The organism is Altericista sp. CCNU0014, from assembly GCF_044923475.1.
Lineage (GTDB): Bacteria > Cyanobacteriota > Cyanobacteriia > Thermosynechococcales > Thermosynechococcaceae > JAAURS01.
In genome coordinates this window covers 4,962,709-4,983,076 of record NZ_CP137338.1, presented here as the reverse complement: position 1 = coordinate 4,983,076, position 20,368 = coordinate 4,962,709, and the positions used below count along the sequence as shown (strand labels likewise).

Below are 20,368 nucleotides of genomic sequence, written 5' to 3'. Positions count from 1 at the left end.
AACAAGCGTGGATGAACTCCTTTTAACTGTGAATGCTGCAACATTCTGTCTCTACTTTAACGACAGCCTTTGAATTTACCTCCCCTGGCTCGGGGGTTTCCGTGGGGCCCCTCAACCTCCGCTGGTATGGGTTGCTGATTGCCAGTGCGGTATTGATCGGACTCGCCCTATCGCAACGGCTGGCCAAGGCCCGCCAGCTCAGCCCGGACTTAGTGGGCGACTTGTTGGTCTGGTTGATCGTGGGGGCTATCCCAGGTGCAAGGCTTTACTACGTGCTGTTTCAGTGGAACTACTACAGCCAGCATCCCGGCCAAATTTTAGCGATTTGGCGGGGTGGCATTGCCATTCATGGCGCAATTTTAGGCGGAATGCTCGCTGCCGCGCTCTTTAGTCGCGTCAAACACTGCTCGTTTTGGCGGCTGGCCGACGTGGTAGCTCCTTCCTTAATTTTGGGACAGGCCATTGGTCGCTGGGGTAATTTCTTTAATTCCGAGGCCTTTGGCAGCCCGACGGATTTACCCTGGAAGCTCTTCATTCCGCCAGACCGCCGACTCCCTGGATTCGAGTCAGTCGCTTACTATCACCCCACGTTTTTGTACGAGTCTTTGTGGAATTTGATGGTATTTGGTCTCCTGATGGCGCTATTCATCCGATTTCCGCAAGCGAAACGGGGGACTTTATTTCTGGTGTACGCGATCGCCTATAGCTGCGGGCGTTTCTGGATTGAAGGACTCCGCACGGACAGTTTGATGTTTGGACCGCTCAGGATGGCGCAGATGGTCAGCCTTGTGGGGGTCATCTTTGGCAGTGCGGGGTTGATCTGGCTGTACCTACTCCGACGCTCGCTCCCCGACAACGTCCCCAAACAAACCTCTCTCGGCAGTTAAAACGAGCGCGTAACATGAGCGAACCTCTCCATCCGGGTGTTTACATTGTGGGGGCCGGACCTGGCGACCCCGAGCTTTTAACGTTGAAAGCCCATCGCATGTTGTCCCAGGCAGACGTGGTCCTATATGCCGATTCCTTAATTCCGCAGCAGCTTTTAGATGCTGTCAAGCCAGGAGCCGAGGTCATTCAAACTGCCAGTAAAACCCTCGAAGAAATTCTGCCCATCCTGATCGACCGGGTGCGATCGCGCCGTCAATCTGTCGTGCGACTTCAGTCTGGAGATCCCAGCTTGTATAGTGCCGTCCACGAGCAAATCCAGGCTCTTTCCGCCGCAGAGATCCCCTTTGAGGTCATTCCGGGAATCGGCGCGTTTCAGGCGGCTGCCGCTCGACTTCAGGTGGAGCTAACGGTGCCGGAACTGGTGCAGACGATTATTTTGACGCGTATCAGCGGACGCACTTCCGTCCCCGCGACGGAAGATTTGGCTAGTTTGGCAGCCCATCAAGCCAGCCTGTGTCTTTATCTGAGCGCCCACCACGTTGAAGCAGCCCAGGCCAAGCTGTTGGCCCACTACCCTCCCGACACCTGCGTCGCCATCTGTTTTCGGCTCGGTTGGCCCGACGAGCAGCTTTGGGTCGTATCGTTGGATCGCATGGCCGCAGTGACGCGATCGCAGCGGCTAGAGCGCACCACCCTCTATTTGGTCAGTCCCGCGCTGAATCCAGCCTTAACGAAGGGGGCGCGATCGCGCCTGTACCATCCCGATCGCGCCCATCTATTTCGGCCTGCTTCAGTCGCGGTTGAAGCAGAAATGAGTGCAAAAAACCGACTTTTCGAGCAAAAGACCTGAACTTTTCTGAATCGACAAAACTGACGTTTTGCGCGCAGAATGCAGAGGCTAAGGGTTTCGCATTCCGTGCGAATCCTTACATTCGTTACTCAAGATAGCCAAAGCACGCCTGCGATCGTTCCCTTTGTGGTTTGGTTGCAGGTTGTTTCTTGAAAAGGCAACGCCGCTACAGATTGTCTTTCAACTCAAGGGCCATGTTTTGACCCCAAAAGTAATAGAATGCATTCCAATGAGTACATTGCTGGGTTTTGGGCGCTGCCGCACGACTCGCGTTGACTGGCTCAAATTTTAGGTGAGGAGTTCGATCTAATGAAACATCTGATGCAAAAGGCTTTGCAATTTTCCCCCAACCGCCGGGCGGCGATCGCGCTTTCCATGGCAGCCTTGATGGCAGGCTGCGGGACCGCCGCAACGGGTCCTTCCGCCGAGGGCGGGCTCAAGCTAGGATCGCTGCTCCCCTCAACGGGGGATTTAGCACCCGTCGGACAGCCCATGATCGCTACTGTCCCATTGCTGGTCGAAACCGTGAACCAGTGTGGTGGCGTTAACGGCAAACCCATCGATCTGGTGCCCGCCGATGACGAAACCGACCCCGTCAAAGGCAATGCCGCCATGACCAAGTTAGCGGAAGTGGATAAAGTTGCTGGGGTGGTGGGTTCCTTTGCCAGCAGCGTGTCGCAGTCGGCGGTGGACGTGGCCGCCCGCAATAAAGTGATGTTGGTCTCTCCTGGGAGCACGAGCCCGGTGTTTACGGAACGGGCAAAGAAAGGCGACTTCAAGGGGTTCTGGGCGCGCACAGCTCCCCCCGACACCTATCAAGCGCGCGCGTTGGCTCAGCTCGCGAAGGATAAGGGGCTAAAGCGCGTTTCGACGGTCGTCATCAACAACGATTACGGGGTTAGTTTTGAGAAAGAATTCGTGACGGCCTTTAAAGCGCTGGGCGGCACCGTCGCCAATGAGAAAAATCCAACCCGCTACGACCCTAAGGCTACGACGCTGAATACGGAGGCGGAAGCTGCCTTTAAGGGCAAGCCCGATGGGGTGGCGGCGGTGTTGTACGCAGAAACCGGAAGCTTGTTGCTCAAGGCGGCCTATGAAGCGGGCTTGACCTCGGGCGTGCAGCTATTGCTCACGGATGGGGTGAAGTCGGATGATTTTGCCCAGCAGGTGGGTAAGACGAGGGACGGTAAGTTCATCGTGGAAGGGGCGATCGGGACGGTCCCCGGTGCGGACGGCAAGGCCCTAGCGGCCCTAGACAAGCTCTGGAAGTCTAAGAAAAACAGTCCGCCCCCCGCCTACGTGCCTCAAGCTTGGGATGCGGCGGCGCTGCTAGCGCTTTCGGCTCAAGCGGCTAAGGCCAATACGGGAGAGGCGATCGCCGCTAACATTCGCGAGGTATCCGCCGGTCCTGGCGAAGAGGTGACAGATGTGTGTAAGGGGCTGGAACTGCTCAAGGCGGGCAAAAAGATCAATTATCAGGGGGCCAGCGGTAACGTAGACATTGATGCCAATGGCGATGTGGTAGGGGTTTACGATGTATGGCAAGTGCAGGCGGATGGCAAAACGAAGACCATCGGCAAGGTATTACCATCCAAATAAAGGATAACTTTCCCTAACGTTCGATCGCCTGAATAGAATTGGTCTAACGTGCCTCCTTAAACCCCCAGCCTGCTTGCCAAGCAGGCTGGGGGTTTCTTCTGAATAAGTCCTGGCAGATTTTGCCAACGAGCAGAAATTTGATTTAGGTTCAATCAGAAGAAAAAGGTGGCCAAAGCGGCTTCCAGTCCGTAGGATGATCGAACCTCTTAAAGGATGGGAATCCTTAAATCAATAGGACTTATGCAAAACACTCTGAATCAGGTTCCTTGAAATAGCGTTCAGGTTGCTAGCCCGACTACTACTACACTAGGCTACGCATAAGTTCTAATCAAGTCGTATCCATAAAAATTGTGCTTAAACAAAACTATTTGACATTCACTGTTTAAGATTAAACATTAGTGTAAAAATTTGTTATGAGAACGAATAAGAAAAGATATACAGCGGTTCTCAATTATATAGAGAACACTCAATTTAGCTTAGATTATTTAGAAAATCTAGCCGCAGAAATTAGAATCTGCCGAACTGTAATTGACAGCACTTTGAATCGTTTTATATATTATTCAATATTTAATCTTTAGATTAGAATTTTTTATGTTAAATCAAAAATTTTGCGCCAAAAATAAATTCTAATTCGAGATAATTATTAAAACATGTTTAGCAATGGTCCTAATAGCATTCAACATTTGTTGGTCGTTGAAGACGATCGCGGCAAACGAATGATCGTGTTGAAAGAAGCAACTTGCTCTATCGGAAGAGACCCTAGTAATACGATTGTCCTTTATAATCCTCTGGTTTCAATGCAACATGCCCTTTTGTTGCGTACTACAAGCCCTGATGTTGATGGGTATCTGTTTCGAATCATTGATGGGAACTTACAGGGAACTCGCAGCCGTAACGGTCTCATCGTCAATGGAAAAAAATGCTTTTCTTACGATCTCTCCTATGGCGATGAAGTTATTTTTGGGAATAAAGTAAGAGCAAGATATTACGTTTCAGGTAACCGAGCTGATATTGACTTTTTGATTTCTTGTGAAAGCAATGAACTTTCAGGATTTTTGCAGACAATGCAAAATCCATTTCAAACGCTTGCCACATCGGGTTTATTAAGCCAAAATATCAGAGATGCTAATGAAGCTTCCTTAATGAGGTTAGCGTCCTATCCCGAACTATTTTCATACCCCATCCTAGAATTCGATCTTTCTGGAAAACTAAGCTACCTGAATCCCGCAACTGTTAATGAATTTCCAGGTATTCGAGACGAGGGCATCAATCATCCTCTAATCCAGGGGATTATTGAAAATATACGGAATCATACCAAAAAATTTTATGTCCGTCAGGTTAGCGTTGGCTCTAAGATTTACGAACAGTCCGTCCACTACTTTGCAGAAAGTGAGCTAATCCGTAGTTATATCATTGAAGTCACTGAGCGTAAACTTGCTGAAGAAGCGCTGAAAAAAGCCTATGATAATCTCGAACAAAGGGTAGACGAAAGAACTTCTGAACTGAAGACCGCGAACGAGAATCTACAAGCTGAAATTGCAGAGCGTCAAAAGGTTGAGGAAGAAATTCAATTCATTCGAAAAATGATGCAAGCCATCAGTGAATCTTCAAATTTTCAATCAGCGTTGAAAATTGCTCTCCAAATGATCTGTGAAGTTACTGATTTAAGCTATGCAGAAGCATGGGTTCCCAACCATGACGGAAGTTATCTTCAGTATGGTTCATTTTGGCATCGAAACGATCTACTTCTCAATCAATTACAGCTTTACCGAAAAAACTATAATTTTGTACGAAATGAGGGGCTTCCAGGGCGAACTTGGGTTTCCAAGCAGCCCGAATTAATCAGAGACATGCACGAGAAAGCGGATCTGTTGACGCTCGAAAGCCCGGAATGCTTAAAAACAGGATTAAGTATTCCTTTAATCGACAAAGATCAGGTTGTGGCAGTACTCGTCTTTTTTGGCTATGAAGATTTCCAAGAAGACGTGAGAATGATCCAACTTATCTTAACCGCTGCCATCCATATCGGTTCATTAATGCGTCGTAGACAGGCAGAAGATGCACTACGCTCAAGCCACGCGACAAATCGCGCGTTATTAACAGCTATGCCAGATTGGATGTTTCGAATCAACAGCGTTGGGACGATTGTAAATTTCCACGATCCAAAAACCTGCCCATTACCATTGCCAATAAAAGACTTTATAGGACAAAACCTCTCTAACGTTCTACCGCAGAATGTTGCTGGTTTGTTAATGGACTGTATACGCCAAGCTTTGAGTACTAATGAGGCTCAAATGATTGAATACCAACTAGATTTAAATGACCAATTGCTAGATTATGAAGCTCGAATTGCAGTAAGCTCTACGAAAGAAGTGATTGCAATTATTCGAGATATTACCGAACGAAAACGAGCTGAAGCAGAAATACTAAATGCATTAGAACGAGAGAAAGAATTGAATGAACTGAAGTCTCAATTTGTATCAATTGCGTCCCACGAATTTCGCACACCTCTATCTACCATCTTATCTTCAGCGCAGTTAATCGAACATTACTCACAAAAATGGAGTGAGGAGAAAAAAAATAGCCATCTCCAGCGCATTCAAACATCAGTTCGACACATGACTGAATTATTAAATGATATATTGCTCGTTAACAAGGCTGAAGTGGGTAAACTAGAATTTAATCCAGCTCCAATCTTTTTGAATTGCTTTTGTCAAGAGATTATTGAAGATATACAGCTTACAACTCAGAACCATACAGTAATTTTTGCAGATAATAGTCAGCATAAAGTTATCAATGCGGACCAAAAATTATTAAGACATATCCTAAATAATTTACTGTCAAATGCAATCAAATATTCGCCAGGAAAGGAAAATATTTACTTTGAGCTAAATAACAATGATGGTTTTATTATTTTCCGTGTAAAAGATGAAGGGATTGGTATACCTCTGACAGAAAAAAATGAAGTATTTACGTCATTCCACAGGGCAAGTAATGTAGGAAGCATTTCTGGAACTGGGTTAGGCCTATCAATTATCAAAAGATCTGTGGAATTGCATAGTGGATATATCGATCTTGAGAGTGAGATCGGCATAGGCACTACGTTTACGATTAGATTACCAATAGATAGTAGCGTCAAATAGTGATTTTTTTAATATAAAGGAGATAAGGATGACTAAAATACTTGTAATTGAAGATGAAGTTTCTGTTCGAGAGAATCTTGTCGATCTGCTTGAAGCTAACGATTATGAGGCTATCTGTGCGGAGAATGGTTATATTGGGGCAATTTGGGCATCCGAACATATCCCCGATTTGATTATTTGTGATGTGATGATGCCAGAGGTCAATGGGCATGAAGTTTTAGAAGCTTTGCGTCAAAGCCCCACAACAGCAATGATTCCATTTATTTTTCTGACCGCCATGTCAGATACAAAATCTATCAGGAAGGGAATGGAATTAGGTGCAGACGATTATTTGACAAAGCCTTTTGAAAGTATTGACTTACTAAAGTCGGTTGAAATTAAGCTAAAAAAGAAGGCTGATTTAGAGAAAATACAGGAGCAGAGAAAGCAAGGTGAAGCTTTATCAAAAATTCTAGTTGCCGTACATATGTTGAAAAACCTGAAACCAGGTAAGCAGAGAGACAATTTCTTGAAAATCATTGGAAATTTATGTGATTCTGAAATTGAATTACTTAGAAAAACACCAGAATTAGGACAAATTTTATCCTCAGAAGATCTGAATCTATTTCTTCAGTTGAGATGACAGAAAACCTAGACTTCGCAACGATTAAATTCGTGGCAATAAGTAATACTATCTACCTATGCAGGCTAAAGAAATTGAGAATTCATTCTAAGAGAGAATTCGCTCTTCTAACCCGAGCATCCCAATGTCTTCTTGCAAGGGGTTCTTTGAGATGCTTTTTCAAACTTTGGAGAAGGGATTTGCTGATAGCTAAAATCCTACTGATGCAGGGGGTAGAGCACACCGATTTTTTGAGAACATACGCTTGAGGGACTAGAGAGCATCTATCATCGGTTAACGTTAAAGCAGCACTGCAATACCGTCCTAAATGTAATTTAGGACAAAAACGCTTTCTGCCTCCCTCAATTTGAATAATTACTTTTGATGTCTAACAACCAAAAGAGGCACATCAAATGTGCCTCTTTTAGCAAATGCCTCCGGTATTGCGAGTCTGTTAGAAAATTCCGATTAAAATTAAACAAGTTAGGAGCGTAAAAATCAAGGTCGCTACAATGACCATGTCGGCAACGCTTTCATCACTTTTTAACACAGGTTTTAGCTGAGACATACTGGCCTCCCCGTGGGTCTTAAAGGTTCCTCTTTATTGTATCAAGTCTAGCCATGCCAAAGTTTTTGCATCTGGCCGACGTTCACTTAGGCTTTACAAAGTATGACTCTCCTGAGCGAACGAAGGACTTTTTCTATGCTCTCCAGGATGCGATTCAAAAGCATGCGCTAGAGGCTGCAGTTGATTTTGTTCTCATTGCTGGGGATCTGTTTGAGCAGCGTCAGGTGCTTCCTGCGACCCTCAATCAAGCTCAGCTTTGTTTGACACCGCTCCAAGAAGCGGGCATTCCGGTATTGGCGATCGAGGGCAATCACGACTACCGTCCCTATGGAACTCAAACGAGTTGGCTGCGCTATCTGTCGAGTTGGGGGGTCCTCAAGCTGCTAGAGCCTAACGAGCATGAAGGGCTAGAACCCTGGTCCGATGCCGAAATGAGCGGCGGCTATATCGATCTGCCCTGCGGGGTCCGTGTCATCGGTTCGCGCTGGTATGGCGCCGCAGCCCCCCAAGCGATTGCGAAACTCGCTGTCGAAATCGAACGGCTTCCTGTCGGCCCGCCGTTTACAGTCATGATGTTTCATCACGGTCTAGAGGGGCAAATTGCTCGCTATAGCGGCGCGCTCCGCTATCAAGATTTCTTGCCTTTGAAAGAAGCAGGGGTGGATTACCTCGCCTTGGGCCACATCCATCGCAATTACAGCCTCGAAAACTGGATTTTTAACCCAGGCTCCATTGAAGCCAACAGCGTGGCTGAAAATCAGGAGCAAAACCCGCGCGGGGTTTATCTCGTAGAGCTATCCCCCCATGGTGTAAAAGCAGAGCTGAAGCAAGACTACGAACAGCGCAATATCGTTCGGCTGAGCCTTCAGTCCGACCCAAACCAAACCGCTGCCGAACTGGAGCAAGAGGCGATCGCCGCGATTCAGACCGCTGCCGATCGCGGTAAGACGGAAAATGCGATTGTGGAGCTGCGGATCCACGGCAGCATTGGCTTCGATCGCTCGGATCTGGATATTCGAACGCTACGATCGCGCCTCCAAGACCTGAGCAAAGCGCTCATTTTTTTGCTGAAGTACGACGCGATCGGTCGCGAATTTCAAACCTACATCGATACGGAGGATGAGCTGCCCTCTCGTCTAGATATCGAGCGCACTGTCTTTACGGATTTTTTAGTGGCCAATGTCAACTACAGGGACACCGCCGAAACGTTAGTGCAGGGTCTGCTGGATCTCAAAACTAGAGTCCTGAATCAACAGCCTGAAGACGAACTTTATGGATTTGTGGAAACCTTGTTGGCCCAAACTCAAAGTGCGAGCCTATCTGACGGTTCTGCCGTTAACCTCGACTCGATCGAAGATTCCTCCGGCAAGCAGGCCTAGAAAACTGCGCGTGCTGAGGCGGCCAACGTCGAGATCGAGAGTTCGACCCGCTTTAACTCGAGCCTCTCTACAAAAATCCGATCGATGGGCAACATTTGTCCGTCCGCGGTCATAAATTGATGATCGGCAGTGGCCCGAATGACTGTGCCATCTTCTAGCTCGTACTCGAACACCTCTTGATAGCCCCGATGATGCCACTGCCAAATCGGTTGCGTGTAAACGTAGCCCTGGGGATGCACCGTATAGACTTGTGCCTCTAGTGCTTGATTTACCAGTTGTCCAATCGAGATCCAGCCGTACTCGACCGTCAGCACCTCCGTATCGGCAGCAAGGCAATATTCCGCAAACATGACCATCTGGTCGAAGAGTTCCGTGGCTACTTGCTTGGTCACGCCGTTCTTGGCGGCCCCTTCTACAAACAGTTCGCTGTGCTTCTGCATCTCAGAAACTTTCTTTTTCCCCATCGCCCGCCGCAGCAAATCCGCTTGCCCCAGGGAATAACCCGCCATCTCCTGCGCAATTTTCATGATCTGCTCTTGGTAGACCATGATGCCGTAGGTCTCGTTGAGGATCGGCTCTAGGATTTTGTGCTGGTACTCAATCTGCTCCCGCCCGTGCTTGCGGTTGATAAACTTGGGAATCAGCCCCGCATCCAACGGCCCCGGACGGTAGAGCGCCAAAATCGACGAAATATCCTCCAGGTTGGAAGGCTTCAGATCCCGCACGACCTGACGCATCCCGGAAGATTCTAGCTGAAAGACGCCTTCTAGTTCTCCTTTGGCCAGGAGCTGGTAGGTTTTGGCATCGTCCATGGGCAACTGGTCTACGTCAATTATCTCGTGGCGATTCTGCTGAATTAGCTCGGCAGCCTTTTGGATCATCGTGAGATTTTTTAGCCCCAAAAAGTCCATTTTCAAAAGACCCAGAGATTCTAAATCTTCCATGTAGTACTGGGTAATGACCGAGCCGTCATTGTTTCGCTGGAGGGGCACGACTTGGTCGATGGGTTCCGCCGCAATCACCACGCCCGCTGCGTGAACCCCGAAGGTTTTGTTGGTGCCTTCGATGCGAATAGCCATATCCACCCAGCGCTGTACTTTTGGGTCGCTGTCGTACTTTTCCTTAAATTCCGGAGCGGGGGTCTGGTCGGAAATCATGACTTTGAGTTTGGCTGGCTTGCCCCGCGATACGGGGATCAGCTTTGCCATCCGATCGGATTCGCCGTAGGGGATATCCAGCACGCGAGCCACATCTTTAAGGACGGCTTTGGAGGTAAGGCGGTTAAAGGTAATGATTTGGGCAACGCGATCGTCGCCGTATTTTTGAGTGACGTACTCGATGATTTTTTCGCGCTGGTCGATGCAGAAGTCGGTGTCGATATCCGGCATGGACTTCCGCTCTGGGTTGAGGAAGCGCTCAAACAAGAGGCCGTGGTGTACGGGATCGATATTGGTAATGGCCAAAGCGTAGGCCACCAGAGACCCTGCCGCAGAACCCCGACCCGGCCCCACCGCAATGCCATTATCGCGGGCGTATTTGATGTAGTCCCACACCACTAAAAAATAGGTGGAATACCCCATCTGTTCGAGCATGTTCAGCTCGTACTCTAGGCGCTCTTTATATTCCGCGCCAATCTCTTCGCGGGACTTCACGCCAAAGCGATCGAGCAACCCCAGCCAGGTCACCTCTTCCATGTAGGTTTCGGGCGTGTGCCCTTCCGGTACTCGATAGGCCGGACTTTGGGGATCGCGGAAGATGTCGTACGCTTCGACTTTGTCGGCAACTTCTAGGGTGGTGGCGATCGCCTCTTCAATCACCTCATCCGGCAAGTGATCGCGGAAGAGCAGGGCCATCTCCTCGGCGGATTTGAGGTACTCCGTGCCGCTGTAGCGCAGCCGTTTGTCCTCCGTAATGAGTTTGCCCGTCTGGATGCAGAGGAGGGCGTCGTGGGCCTCTACGTCGTAGCAGGAGATGTAGTGCGAGTCGTTGGTGGCAATAATTTTAATATCGAGTTCGCGGGCGATGCGCACGATCTCGACATTTACCACGCGGTCTTCTTGAGACCCGTGGTCTTGAATTTCGAGATAGTAGTCTTCGCCAAATAGATCCTTGTACCAACGGGCAATGCGACGGGCAATCTCGGGCTTCCCTGCCATGATGGCCTGAGGCACCTCGCCCCCCAAGCAGGCGCTGGTGACAATTAAGCCCTCGCGGTACTGCTCTAGCAAATCTTTATTGATGCAGGGGCGCGAAAAAATGCCTTTACCTTGCACGCCCTGAAGGCTGGAAATGGTAGTCAGCTTCACCAGGTTGCGATAGCCCTGGGTGTTTTTGGCCAGGACGACCTGATGGTATCGAGGGCGGCGCTCCTGAAGCGTAATATCCCCGTTGATGACGTACATTTCGTTGCCGATAATCGGCTTGACGCCTTTGCCCTTACAGGCTTTGAGCAGCCCTACGGCCCCATACATCACGCCGTGGTCGGTCAGGGCGATCGCCGGCATCCCCAATTCCGCAGCGCGGTCGACCAGGTCGTTGAGCTGACTGGCCCCGTCCAGCATGCTGTAGTCGCTGTGAATGTGTAGCCCGACAAAAGTCATGCGATCGCCCCATCAATGTGACCTTAGAGTAGCGGATTCGCCGGTCTATATCTAGTGCGAACTACGTTAAAGAATGCTTTAGATCCTTAAGGGAAGCACTGTCCGTACAAAGCAGGACGGTCTTTAACTCTGCTAGCAAAATTTCGATCAGCTCGTACAGCGCTGCTTCGGACTCGTAGGCTGCTGTCAGGAAGGGGTAGGCCATTCCGGCAAGGTCGGCACCCAAGGCGATCGCCTTGGCCACATCCAACCCCGTCCGCAAGCCGCCCGATGCGATCAGCGGAATCGCGGCATCTCGGGCGCGAACCTCCTGGATGCAGTCGGCAGTCGAAAGCCCCCACTCAGCAAAGGTTTTTCCCAGCCGACGCTGTTGCGGATCGACCGCCCGCTCTCCTTCTACTTTAGCCCAAGAGGTGCCTCCGGCCCCAGCGACGTCAATGGCCGCTACTCCGGCTTCTATGAGGCGTTGGGCCATCGGGCCGGAGATGCCGTTGCCCACTTCTTTGGCGATGACGGGAACCTCAAGGTGCCGGCAGAGATCCGCGATTTTGTGGAGGAGACCTCGGAAATTGCGATCGCCGTGGCTTTGCACGCACTCTTGAAGGGGGTTGAGGTGCAAAATCAGGGCATCGGCTTCCAATGTTTCGATAATGCGACGGCATTCATCCACACCGCATCCATAGTTCATCTGGACGGCACCGAGGTTTGCCATCAAAAAAATATCGGGCGCGATGGAGCGCACGGCAAACGTATCGGTCAGACCGGGCTGCTCGAGGGCAATGCGCTGAGAACCCACTCCCATCGGGATGTTGTAATGCTGAGCTGCTTTTGCAAGGCGGATGTTGATTTCCTTCGCTAACTCAGTTCCTCCGGTCATCGAAGAAATGAGTAAAGGCGCGTTGAGGGCACGTCCTAAAAACTGGGTGTGGAGTGCGATGTCGTCGTAGTTCAGCTCCGGCAAACAGCAATGCCGGAAGCGATAGCGCTCCAGACCGCTGGTGACGGTTTTGCACTGAACCGTCTCGTCGAGGCAAATTCTGAGGTGGTCGGCCTTGCGGCTCTGAATATTGTCTTCGATGCGATCGAGAGAAACCGTCACGGCTTTAACCTCAAACCTAGAGAAGCGAAGCGCATATAATCGCTACAGGATTTACATAGTGTAGTCAGGGTTTTGATTTTTGTGTATCGATTCAGTCCGTCCATGATAGATGCGCTCCTGGCTGCTTCGCACTCCGATGCTACTTTGTTTTGTACGCCAGGGCATCGACGCGGTCGATCGATTCCGGCATCCATGGAGCGGCTGATGGGATCTCAAGCTTACAGCGCTGACTTACCCGATCTACCGGGCTTTAATTTGTTTGAGTCAGAGGGCTTCATTGCCTCCGCCCAGATCCGCGCCGCACAACTCTTTGGGGCAGACCGAACTTGGTTTTTAGCCAATGGCTCGACGGTGGGCGTGATGGCCGCTATCCTGGCCACCTGCGGTCCGGGAGACAAGATTATTTTGCCTCGCAACGTTCATACTTCGGCAATTTCGGGTCTCATTTTATCGGGCGCTCATCCCATCTTTATTAACCCCGAGTACGACCCCGATTGGGACTTAGTGCATTGCATTACGCCCTATACCGTCGCCCGCGCCCTCGACCGACACCCCGATGCAAAAGCAATTTTCATGGTATCGCCCACCTACCACGGCGTCTGTGGAGATGTGGGTGCGATCGCCCACCTTGCCCATCAGCAAAACATCCCGCTCATTGTCGATGAGGCCCACGGTGCCCATTTCGGCTTTCACGCCGACCTGCCCGCCGCCGCCTTAACCTCGGGGGCAGATTTTGCAGTACAGTCCACCCACAAAACCCTCTCGGCCCTGACTCAAGCCTCTCTGTTGCACCAAAAGAGTTCCCTCGTAGATCCGCGACGGGTCGGCAGCGCCCTTCAGATTCTTCAATCCAGCAGCCCCAGCAATTTATTGCTGGCCTCTCTAGAAGGGGCTTGCCAGCAAATGTCTGCCGATGGCCCGGCACTCATGAGTCAAACTCTGGCGATCGCCCGTACTGCGCGCGCGGGGATTGGCAAGATTGCCGGACTTTCAATTTTACAGAAGCCCGAGGCACCTACAGCAGGCTTTTTCGACCTCGATCCAACCCGCCTGACCGTCGATGTCAGTGCGTTAGGATTGGACGGATTTCGCGCCGACGAAATCTGTACGGAGCAGTTTGGCATCGTTGCCGAGCTACCCACGCTCCGCCATCTGACGTTTATTGTCAGCTTGGGCAACCGCAGTGAAGACATCGATCGACTCTTCTACGCCCTCCGACATTTGCCGCAGCAATCGACGCTTGCCACTCACAAAGTTAGTCGGCTGGCGGGTTGGCCGCCAACAACTCACATCTGCCATCCGGCCCGATCGCCCCGCGAGGCTTTTTTTGCCCCGCGCGTTTCCGTCCCCATCGATCGAGCGCCCGAACGCGTTAGCGCGGAAACGCTCTGCCCTTACCCGCCCGGAATTCCGGTAATTTTACCGGGAGAGGCGATCGCTCCAGAAGCGATCGCCTTTCTCCAACAAATCCAGGCGGCTGGGGGCCTCATCGCGGGCTGTGCCGATCCGACTTTGCAGTCCATCCAGGTCATACAGGATTGACGAGCGGATGCGAGCTAGACGCTGGGAAACAAATATGTCTGGCAGCGTCCACGCCGATCGAGCCTTCATCTCGGAATTCTCTAAGCAGGCGCGTTACGGTGACTCTCGTGGTGCCAATTAATCCGGCAAGCTGTTGATGGGTAAGGCGAACGCTCAGTCGAGTGCCTTCGGGCGTAACTTGACCGATTTCTTGACGCAGGAGTTCTAAAAGCTGGCGCAGCCGATCGTCGACGCGGCGGTATCCGGCGATCGCCAGCAGGGTCTCTGTTTGCTGAAGGCGGCGCATTAACTCTCGAAACAAACTCTGGGCCAATCGGGGCGACTGCTCTATTTCAACAATGTGAACCCGCATCAAAACTACATCGGTTAGGGCGATCGCTTCGTAGGGGTTGAGCAAAGAAAAAGGAATGCCAAAAGGCATAGAGGGTCCGACCAATCCTAAAATTCCCTCATCGCCGTTGGGATATAGGGTGCTGAGCTGAACCAATCCGCGACATACAATTAAAACCTCGTGAGGTTGCATTGCAATAAATTGGCTGCTTTGAATTGTAGAGACGTTGCGACCTCGATAGAGATCTTCTAGAAGCTGACGCCAATCGGTAGAAACTGTAGCTGTTGCAAGCGCTGAAATAGCCATTGCTCACTAGCCTTCATACTTTGTAACTACCCTAACCCCGTAACTTCAATAGCAGGTAATGCTCAGGTTTTGGCAAGGTTAAGTTTTTTGAGTCTGACAGTCTCGTGCGGAGAGGCGATCGCAGGATATTGCACAACCCAGCCAAAGCAGGGCTTTCGCATACCTCAGATAGGACGGCGATCGCATATCTCCAGCGAAGAACTGAATGTGCAGTGCGGGTTGAGGGCGATCGCACTATTGGCTCAGAAGGCTACAAACATCGATCGATCGCTAGAATGCCTGTTTTTCGGCTAGTGCTTCTTCAATAAACTGCTTGATTTTAATTTTAAATATTTCTTTGTCAAAGCTTTGTGCGTGTTGAATGATGCGCTCTGGGATGAACTGTTGTTGGGTTTCTTCGTAATGTTCAATTGCTTGAATGAGGGCTTCTGGGGTTTGCTGCTCGAAGAACAGTCCTGTTACACCCTCAACAACTGTTTCAAGAGCGCCGCCTTTGCGATAAGCGATGATGGGGCGACCGGAGGCCATTGCTTCGAGGGGGACGATACCAAAGTCTTCTTCGCCAGGGAATATTAGGGCTTTACATTTTGCATAGTGGTCTCGGATGACTGAAAAGGGTTGGCGACCCATAACTTTGACGTTAGATTTGGCTTGAGTGCGGAGTTGATTGAACTGTTCGCCGTCGCCAATAATGATGAGGGGTTTACCCATCCGATTAAAGGCTTCGACGGCTAGGTCTGTGCGTTTATAGCCAACGAGTTGACCGACAATGAGGTAAAAGTCCTCAGGAGTGGCGGATTGGGTAAAGGCTGCGGTATCAACTGGGGGATAAATGACGGTGGCGTCTCGGCGGTAGTGTTTTTGAATGCGTTTTGCGACGTGGCCTGAGTTGGCGATAAAGCGATCGACGCGGGCAGCGCTGGCGTAGTCCCAGAGGCGCAAGTAATGAATGAGTGGGGGCATGAGGAGACGAGTGATGCGTCCAGCGTTTTCAAGGTAGTCTTGGTACATGTCCCATACGTAGCGCATGGGGGTGTGGCAATAGCAGATATGGAGGGTTTCGGGGGATGTGATGACACCTTTTGCTGGTCCTGATTCGCTGCTGATCACAAGGTCATAGTTGCGGAGGTCTAGTTGTTCTAAGGCGATTGGCATTAAAGGTAAGTACTTTTGATATCTGCGTTTGGCTTGTGGTAATTTCTGGATAAAAGTGGTGAAGATTTTGTGTTTACTAATAATTTCGGAGATTGCAGATTCATCAAGAACGTGAGTGTAAATATCAGCTTGAGGGAAACATTCGCAGAAAGATTCTAAAACTTTTTCTCCTCCACGCATTCCAACCAACCAATAATGAATAATTGCAACTCTAAGATTTTCTTTCATTACTAAATCATCACAATATTTGTGCAGAAAAACTTTGATTAATTAAACTTTGGCTAATACTATACAGATATAATTTCCCCATTGTCAAGCTTATTATTTCGCCACTCTAAAAATATTTTTTTGTCCTTTTTAAGATATAGATTGCATTCGGTTAATGGTTGAATCTTTTTGTTGTTGCAATTTTGTTGTTTTTGATTGTCGACTATGGAAAAAATATTATTTTCTACATAAAATTTTGGGATGATTCCAAGGTTCTGAGAGGAATTTAGAAAGTAGAGTATATTAGAAAATCCAGAAATTAGATTGTCCCGAATAAAATTTTGAGAAGCAGAGTTGAAATCGGATTGAATAATACGTATGGCAAATATCTTGGAACTATTATGAGAAATACATCTTAGTTTGTTCTTTAAAAAATATAGAGATCCATTGCTGTTAGTATTTCCAATAACAATATATTCAAGTTTGGATTGCGGAAGCTGAGTGTATTCTATCAGATTATTGGTTAGTTTCAAGTAACGATTGTTATTGGAAGATAAGGAAATAGATGTGTTTATAAATTTATTGCTATGTACTAAAATCCTTTCGAAGTTATCGCCGCCAAAGTTGGCAAGTCCCTTTTTCCCAAGAAATACAAACAAATTATTTTTAATGGCAATATTTTTGTTGTCGAATGATTGGGCTGAATTGTTAATCTTGAAAAGATATTGGCTGGCTACTTCTGAATAAACTCTATTTTCTGTGATGTATATATCTTTGTTAAAAAAGAATGTAGCAATACAACCATTAGCACAATTTTTTATGAGATTTTTCCGAATTAAGACAGAAAAAGAGCCTTCGGAGTCAATTCCAACATCACCACAATTTAAAACATTGTTGAAGAGAACATCAATTTTATGCCCCATACTTCCCCATATACCACCACCTTTTATACTATGAATATAGTTTTGCGAAATATGACCAGCAATACACTTTCTTGGATTGGATAAAGAGCCGTCGCGAAGATGATTCGAGTCACCTCCCCACCATACAATTCCATGAGTATATCCACTTATATTATTTTTAATAGCAGAAAAAATATTTGTATAAGAAAAAAATATGCAACCATCCCCCTTGAAATCATTATTTCCAATTCCTTCACATTCTTGCACTAAAATATTAGAACTCATATTACTTGAAGAAATTTCTGAGTACCCTAAATTTGATTTTGATCCGCTATAGAAAAGTGAGGCTCCTTTTGCTTTACAGGAACTGATTTTAATGTTAGAGCTAGAGCTAACAACAACACCATAAGCAATGCTCGAATTACATTCGAATACAATATTTTTAATAGCAATATTGCTTTTTGAATCTATACTAAAAATTGGATAGAATTTTGAGTTTTTACTCACAAATTTAATGTCAAGTGACAGGGTTGAATTTCTCCCTTCAACAGTTAAATTAGAGTATAAAGTTATTGACTCGGTTATCCGATAAACTTTTTCTTTAGAAAAACTAATAATTTTAAAACCATGTTTTGACGCATGATTAAATGCTTTTTTGATTGCTTCAGTATCATCTGCTAAGCCATTACCTAAAGCACCGAAGTAGTCAACATTTATTTCTTTCTTTAAGTTATCAAAATATTTCGCTAAAAAAGCAGTGGACGAAATATTGATGAGTACTATATTTATGCTCTTTGCACTTGAGAAAGGTGCAAATAAGATACTAATCAACAAAGCTCTCCTCTTCATAGAAAGACTTGCCTGATAAAAAAATAAGATTTAATGCTTTATGTGAGGATTTAAAAGATTAGCGCTCATGCTGCTCAAAGGACAAAATATTAGTGCTCAAGTATTGACGCAACAGAATCTGTAACGTGTGACTCAGTATTTTGGCAGCAATATGGATTTATCGCCCATCAACTTTCTTCCTCAGCAATCGCTCCAGATTTCGTCCTGTATTTTGCGCCTTATTAAACACCCATTCAATCTGTTTTTGAAAATAGATCAATAATCGGTTGAAAGCTGCAGGACTTTGCTGATATTGTATTGGCTCCAGATCCAAGTAGTTTGCTTGCATGAACCTTAAAAACTCCTGTTCTCCTGATTAGGGAAAACAGTCCTTTTCCAGTAGCTCATTATGTCACTATTAATCACTGAAGTCTGTTTGCAATACAGGTAATGCTGAGACAGAGGTCATAAGATGATTGCCATATTGTCAATGCCAATCATCCATTAGTACAAAACTTCTTGTCAGTAAAATGAATACATGTGGTATTTGCATAAGGAGATCTCAAGGTTTAGTTTAGTTACCCTGGGTGACTTACAAAAGTCCTGAACTCCCAATTCATTCATCTCTCTCTAAAGTCAGCGATTGAAATCGCGCCTACAAGAACAAAGTTTGGGTAGTACGTAGACTTAATATATTAAGAGTTCTAGCAATCCGTACAGGTAGATTTCGTTCTTGTAGTGGTTTTAACCGCCAAGGGAAAAATTTTGTCAGTCAAGCAGGTAGTCAACTCTATTTTAATATCTCCTCTCATCTTTACAAACCTACTCCTTACATAAGGAGTAATAAAGAAAGATTTTACTCTAAAGTAAGGTTTTGAGATAGGAGAAGACTGTATAAAAACCAATAAAATGACATGACTGGTATGAGTAAGAAAGCTCCATCTGAAAGAGAAACGAACAGGTAAATTATCAACCCTGAAATAATGCTTTTCTGTATGGTGCTTTGATTATTTTTAATAGATCTCTTCTTAGATATAAAATTGAGAAGAATCGGTGTAGTCATTCCTATGCTAAAAAGAATAAGGCCTAGAATACCAAAGTATTTTGCTATAGATATATAGACAACTTCACCAATAGAAGCGAAAGATTCATAGGATATAAATTGTAGATTTGATAAATAGCTCAGTTGTGAATCTCTGCCCCCTAAAGTAGAGTCAAACAAAAAACTTATATCTAGTCCTGCAAAAGATAAGACATAAAGTACAGCAAAAACGCTCAACAGAATACTTACTATAAAGTATAGTACACTTTTAAGTGAGGCTTTTCTAATATAGATTCTGTAAATAATTTCGTATATAAATAAACCTGCCCATACAGTCCTAGATAATGTTAAGATAATTGAGGTCTTTACAATAAGCGTTTTTAGTAGGTTCTTTTCAAAGCTACTATATAAAGGAAGAAGCATTAGCATGCATACACCGTAAATATTTCCATTGTTATATGTCGAGATAAGCTTGAATACCTCACCTCTATCAATGTTTTTTTCTGATATATTCCCTATATCTCCTTGATTAATTGTGACAAAAGGTATCTCAATAAAGCTACCTGTAAAAAATTTAAAGAAAAAGAGAAAGATTCCGTATATAGAAATGGAAATTATCGCAAACTTCAAAAATCTAAAGAAAAATGTAAAATTCATTTTATCAAAATAGAAGCCAAAAACTACTATATAGATCCATGGCAATAAAATTATATTTATAATTAGAGAAATTGCAAATCCAAGATCGGTAAATCCATTAAAAAATAGTGAAGTAATACAAATAAATTGAAATGGTAGTAACGATAAAATGCTTATTGATCTTTGTTTATTGATCGAAAATTTTTTCTTTAGATTTCTTAAATCAAGTACCAAGATAAATGAAATCAAGAAGGTTAGTACATATCCCCATGTTATTGGTATCGACGATACTTTTATCCCTCCTTTAGGGATAATGACGAGAGTTAATACTAAGAGAGAAATAATGAATTTGTATTCAGGTTTCGATTTGAGAATGGAAGCATTCATTTTTAAAATAGGTATAAGACGGCAAATTCTATAGGTAATAAGGCCTTTCCGAAAGATTTATGGAAAACATATTTAGCGATACAGAACGATTTAGAAATAAAATCCAAAAGTTTTATAAAGAAAGTTATTGGTACTTTTATTATTTCAATCTTGGTAGACTGATTCAGAAAATTTGCTGAAATACAATTGTAATACTCCCTACAGCTATCCTCAGTTGGTTATGAACACAGAAGGGCTTCCAAGACTTGAACTGTAAAGATGTGTTGTTCATATTCTATCTAGGATGGCTGTAGATCTTTTGGGTC

14 protein-coding genes are annotated in these 20,368 nt (G+C 46.4%); 8 read left to right on the top strand and 6 right to left on the bottom strand.

Annotation, left to right across the window (positions count from 1 at the left end):
• Window positions 1-32 precede the first annotated feature (32 nt).
• The 6 genes from lgt to R6H26_RS23715 all read left to right on the top strand — a co-directional run bounded on the left by lgt (window position 33) and on the right by R6H26_RS23715 (window position 9,028).
• Window positions 33-887 (top strand): prolipoprotein diacylglyceryl transferase, encoded by an 855-nt coding sequence (lgt, locus tag R6H26_RS23740; protein WP_404786087.1) that lies wholly within the window; start codon window positions 33-35, stop codon window positions 885-887.
• A 14-nt stretch (window positions 888-901) separates the two neighbouring features.
• Window positions 902-1,738, top strand: a complete 837-nt coding sequence (gene cobM / locus R6H26_RS23735) for a precorrin-4 C(11)-methyltransferase (protein ID WP_404786085.1) — start codon at window positions 902-904, stop codon at window positions 1,736-1,738.
• Between the two features lie 309 nt (window positions 1,739-2,047).
• A complete protein-coding gene (locus R6H26_RS23730) occupies window positions 2,048-3,337 on the top strand; it encodes an ABC transporter substrate-binding protein (protein ID WP_404786083.1) in 1,290 nt (429 codons plus the stop codon).
• Between the two features lie 650 nt (window positions 3,338-3,987).
• Window positions 3,988-6,480 carry an ATP-binding protein gene (locus R6H26_RS23725; protein ID WP_404786081.1) on the top strand — a complete coding sequence of 831 codons (2,493 nt, stop codon included), beginning with the start codon at window positions 3,988-3,990 and terminating at the stop codon, window positions 6,478-6,480.
• 28 nt (window positions 6,481-6,508) lie between these two features.
• On the top strand, window positions 6,509-7,102 hold the full coding sequence (locus R6H26_RS23720; RefSeq protein WP_404786080.1) for a response regulator transcription factor: 594 nt from the start codon (window positions 6,509-6,511) through the stop codon (window positions 7,100-7,102).
• 600 nt (window positions 7,103-7,702) lie between these two features.
• The gene (locus tag R6H26_RS23715; RefSeq protein ID WP_404786079.1) at window positions 7,703-9,028 is read left to right on the top strand and encodes an exonuclease SbcCD subunit D; all 1,326 of its coding nucleotides are present in this window, start codon (window positions 7,703-7,705) and stop codon (window positions 9,026-9,028) included.
• Here R6H26_RS23715 and R6H26_RS23710 read toward each other — a convergent pair.
• Together R6H26_RS23710 and fni are read right to left on the bottom strand one after the other, a co-directional pair.
• Complete coding sequence (locus R6H26_RS23710; RefSeq protein WP_404786077.1) at window positions 9,025-11,628, bottom strand: DNA polymerase III subunit alpha; 2,604 nt, start codon at window positions 11,626-11,628, stop codon at window positions 9,025-9,027. The two genes, R6H26_RS23715 and R6H26_RS23710, sit on opposite strands and share 4 nt — an antisense overlap.
• A gap of 61 nt (window positions 11,629-11,689) precedes the next feature.
• Window positions 11,690-12,727 carry a type 2 isopentenyl-diphosphate Delta-isomerase gene (gene fni / locus R6H26_RS23705; RefSeq protein WP_404786075.1) on the bottom strand — a complete coding sequence of 346 codons (1,038 nt, stop codon included), beginning with the start codon at window positions 12,725-12,727 and terminating at the stop codon, window positions 11,690-11,692.
• Window positions 12,728-12,829: 102 nt separating this feature from the next.
• Between fni and R6H26_RS23700 the strand changes: the two genes are divergently transcribed.
• Window positions 12,830-14,269, top strand: coding sequence for an aminotransferase class I/II-fold pyridoxal phosphate-dependent enzyme (locus R6H26_RS23700; RefSeq protein WP_404786073.1), 1,440 nt, complete (start codon window positions 12,830-12,832; stop codon window positions 14,267-14,269).
• On the opposite strand, the gene R6H26_RS23695 is transcribed toward R6H26_RS23700, so the two are convergent.
• On the bottom strand, window positions 14,256-14,906 hold the full coding sequence (locus R6H26_RS23695; protein WP_404786072.1) for a Crp/Fnr family transcriptional regulator: 651 nt from the start codon (window positions 14,904-14,906) through the stop codon (window positions 14,256-14,258). The genes R6H26_RS23700 and R6H26_RS23695 overlap by 14 nt on opposite strands.
• An 87-nt stretch (window positions 14,907-14,993) precedes the next feature.
• On the opposite strand from R6H26_RS23695, the gene R6H26_RS23690 reads away from it, so the two are divergent.
• Window positions 14,994-15,200, top strand: a complete 207-nt coding sequence (locus tag R6H26_RS23690; RefSeq protein ID WP_404786070.1) for a hypothetical protein — start codon at window positions 14,994-14,996, stop codon at window positions 15,198-15,200.
• On the opposite strand, the gene R6H26_RS23685 is transcribed toward R6H26_RS23690, so the two are convergent.
• The 3 genes from R6H26_RS23685 to R6H26_RS23675 all read right to left on the bottom strand — a co-directional run bounded on the left by R6H26_RS23685 (window position 15,177) and on the right by R6H26_RS23675 (window position 20,063).
• Window positions 15,177-16,241 (bottom strand): glycosyltransferase, encoded by a 1,065-nt coding sequence (locus R6H26_RS23685; RefSeq protein WP_404791431.1) that lies wholly within the window; start codon window positions 16,239-16,241, stop codon window positions 15,177-15,179. The two genes, R6H26_RS23690 and R6H26_RS23685, sit on opposite strands and share 24 nt — an antisense overlap.
• A 107-nt stretch (window positions 16,242-16,348) precedes the next feature.
• Window positions 16,349-18,001 (bottom strand): hypothetical protein, encoded by a 1,653-nt coding sequence (locus R6H26_RS23680; RefSeq protein WP_404786068.1) that lies wholly within the window; start codon window positions 17,999-18,001, stop codon window positions 16,349-16,351.
• An 853-nt stretch (window positions 18,002-18,854) separates the two neighbouring features.
• Window positions 18,855-20,063 (bottom strand): hypothetical protein, encoded by a 1,209-nt coding sequence (locus R6H26_RS23675; RefSeq protein WP_404786066.1) that lies wholly within the window; start codon window positions 20,061-20,063, stop codon window positions 18,855-18,857.
• Window positions 20,064-20,368: the final 305 nt, after the last annotated feature.

What these genes read in the sequence shown, in the direction of transcription:
- lgt (WP_404786087.1), top strand. Translation starts at nt 33, where the DNA reads ATGCTGCAACATTCTGTCTCTACTTTAACGACAGCCTTTGAATTTACC.
- cobM (WP_404786085.1), top strand. Translation starts at nt 902, where the DNA reads ATGAGCGAACCTCTCCATCCGGGTGTTTACATTGTGGGGGCCGGACCT.
- R6H26_RS23730 (WP_404786083.1), top strand. Translation starts at nt 2,048, where the DNA reads ATGAAACATCTGATGCAAAAGGCTTTGCAATTTTCCCCCAACCGCCGG.
- R6H26_RS23725 (WP_404786081.1), top strand. Translation starts at nt 3,988, where the DNA reads ATGTTTAGCAATGGTCCTAATAGCATTCAACATTTGTTGGTCGTTGAA.
- R6H26_RS23720 (WP_404786080.1), top strand. Translation starts at nt 6,509, where the DNA reads ATGACTAAAATACTTGTAATTGAAGATGAAGTTTCTGTTCGAGAGAAT.
- R6H26_RS23715 (WP_404786079.1), top strand. Translation starts at nt 7,703, where the DNA reads ATGCCAAAGTTTTTGCATCTGGCCGACGTTCACTTAGGCTTTACAAAG.
- R6H26_RS23710 (WP_404786077.1), bottom strand. Translation starts at nt 11,628, where the DNA reads ATGACTTTTGTCGGGCTACACATTCACAGCGACTACAGCATGCTGGAC.
- R6H26_RS23700 (WP_404786073.1), top strand. Translation starts at nt 12,830, where the DNA reads ATGATAGATGCGCTCCTGGCTGCTTCGCACTCCGATGCTACTTTGTTT.
- R6H26_RS23695 (WP_404786072.1), bottom strand. Translation starts at nt 14,906, where the DNA reads ATGGCTATTTCAGCGCTTGCAACAGCTACAGTTTCTACCGATTGGCGT.
- R6H26_RS23685 (WP_404791431.1), bottom strand. Translation starts at nt 16,241, where the DNA reads ATGCGTGGAGGAGAAAAAGTTTTAGAATCTTTCTGCGAATGTTTCCCT.
- R6H26_RS23675 (WP_404786066.1), bottom strand. Translation starts at nt 20,063, where the DNA reads ATGAATGCTTCCATTCTCAAATCGAAACCTGAATACAAATTCATTATT.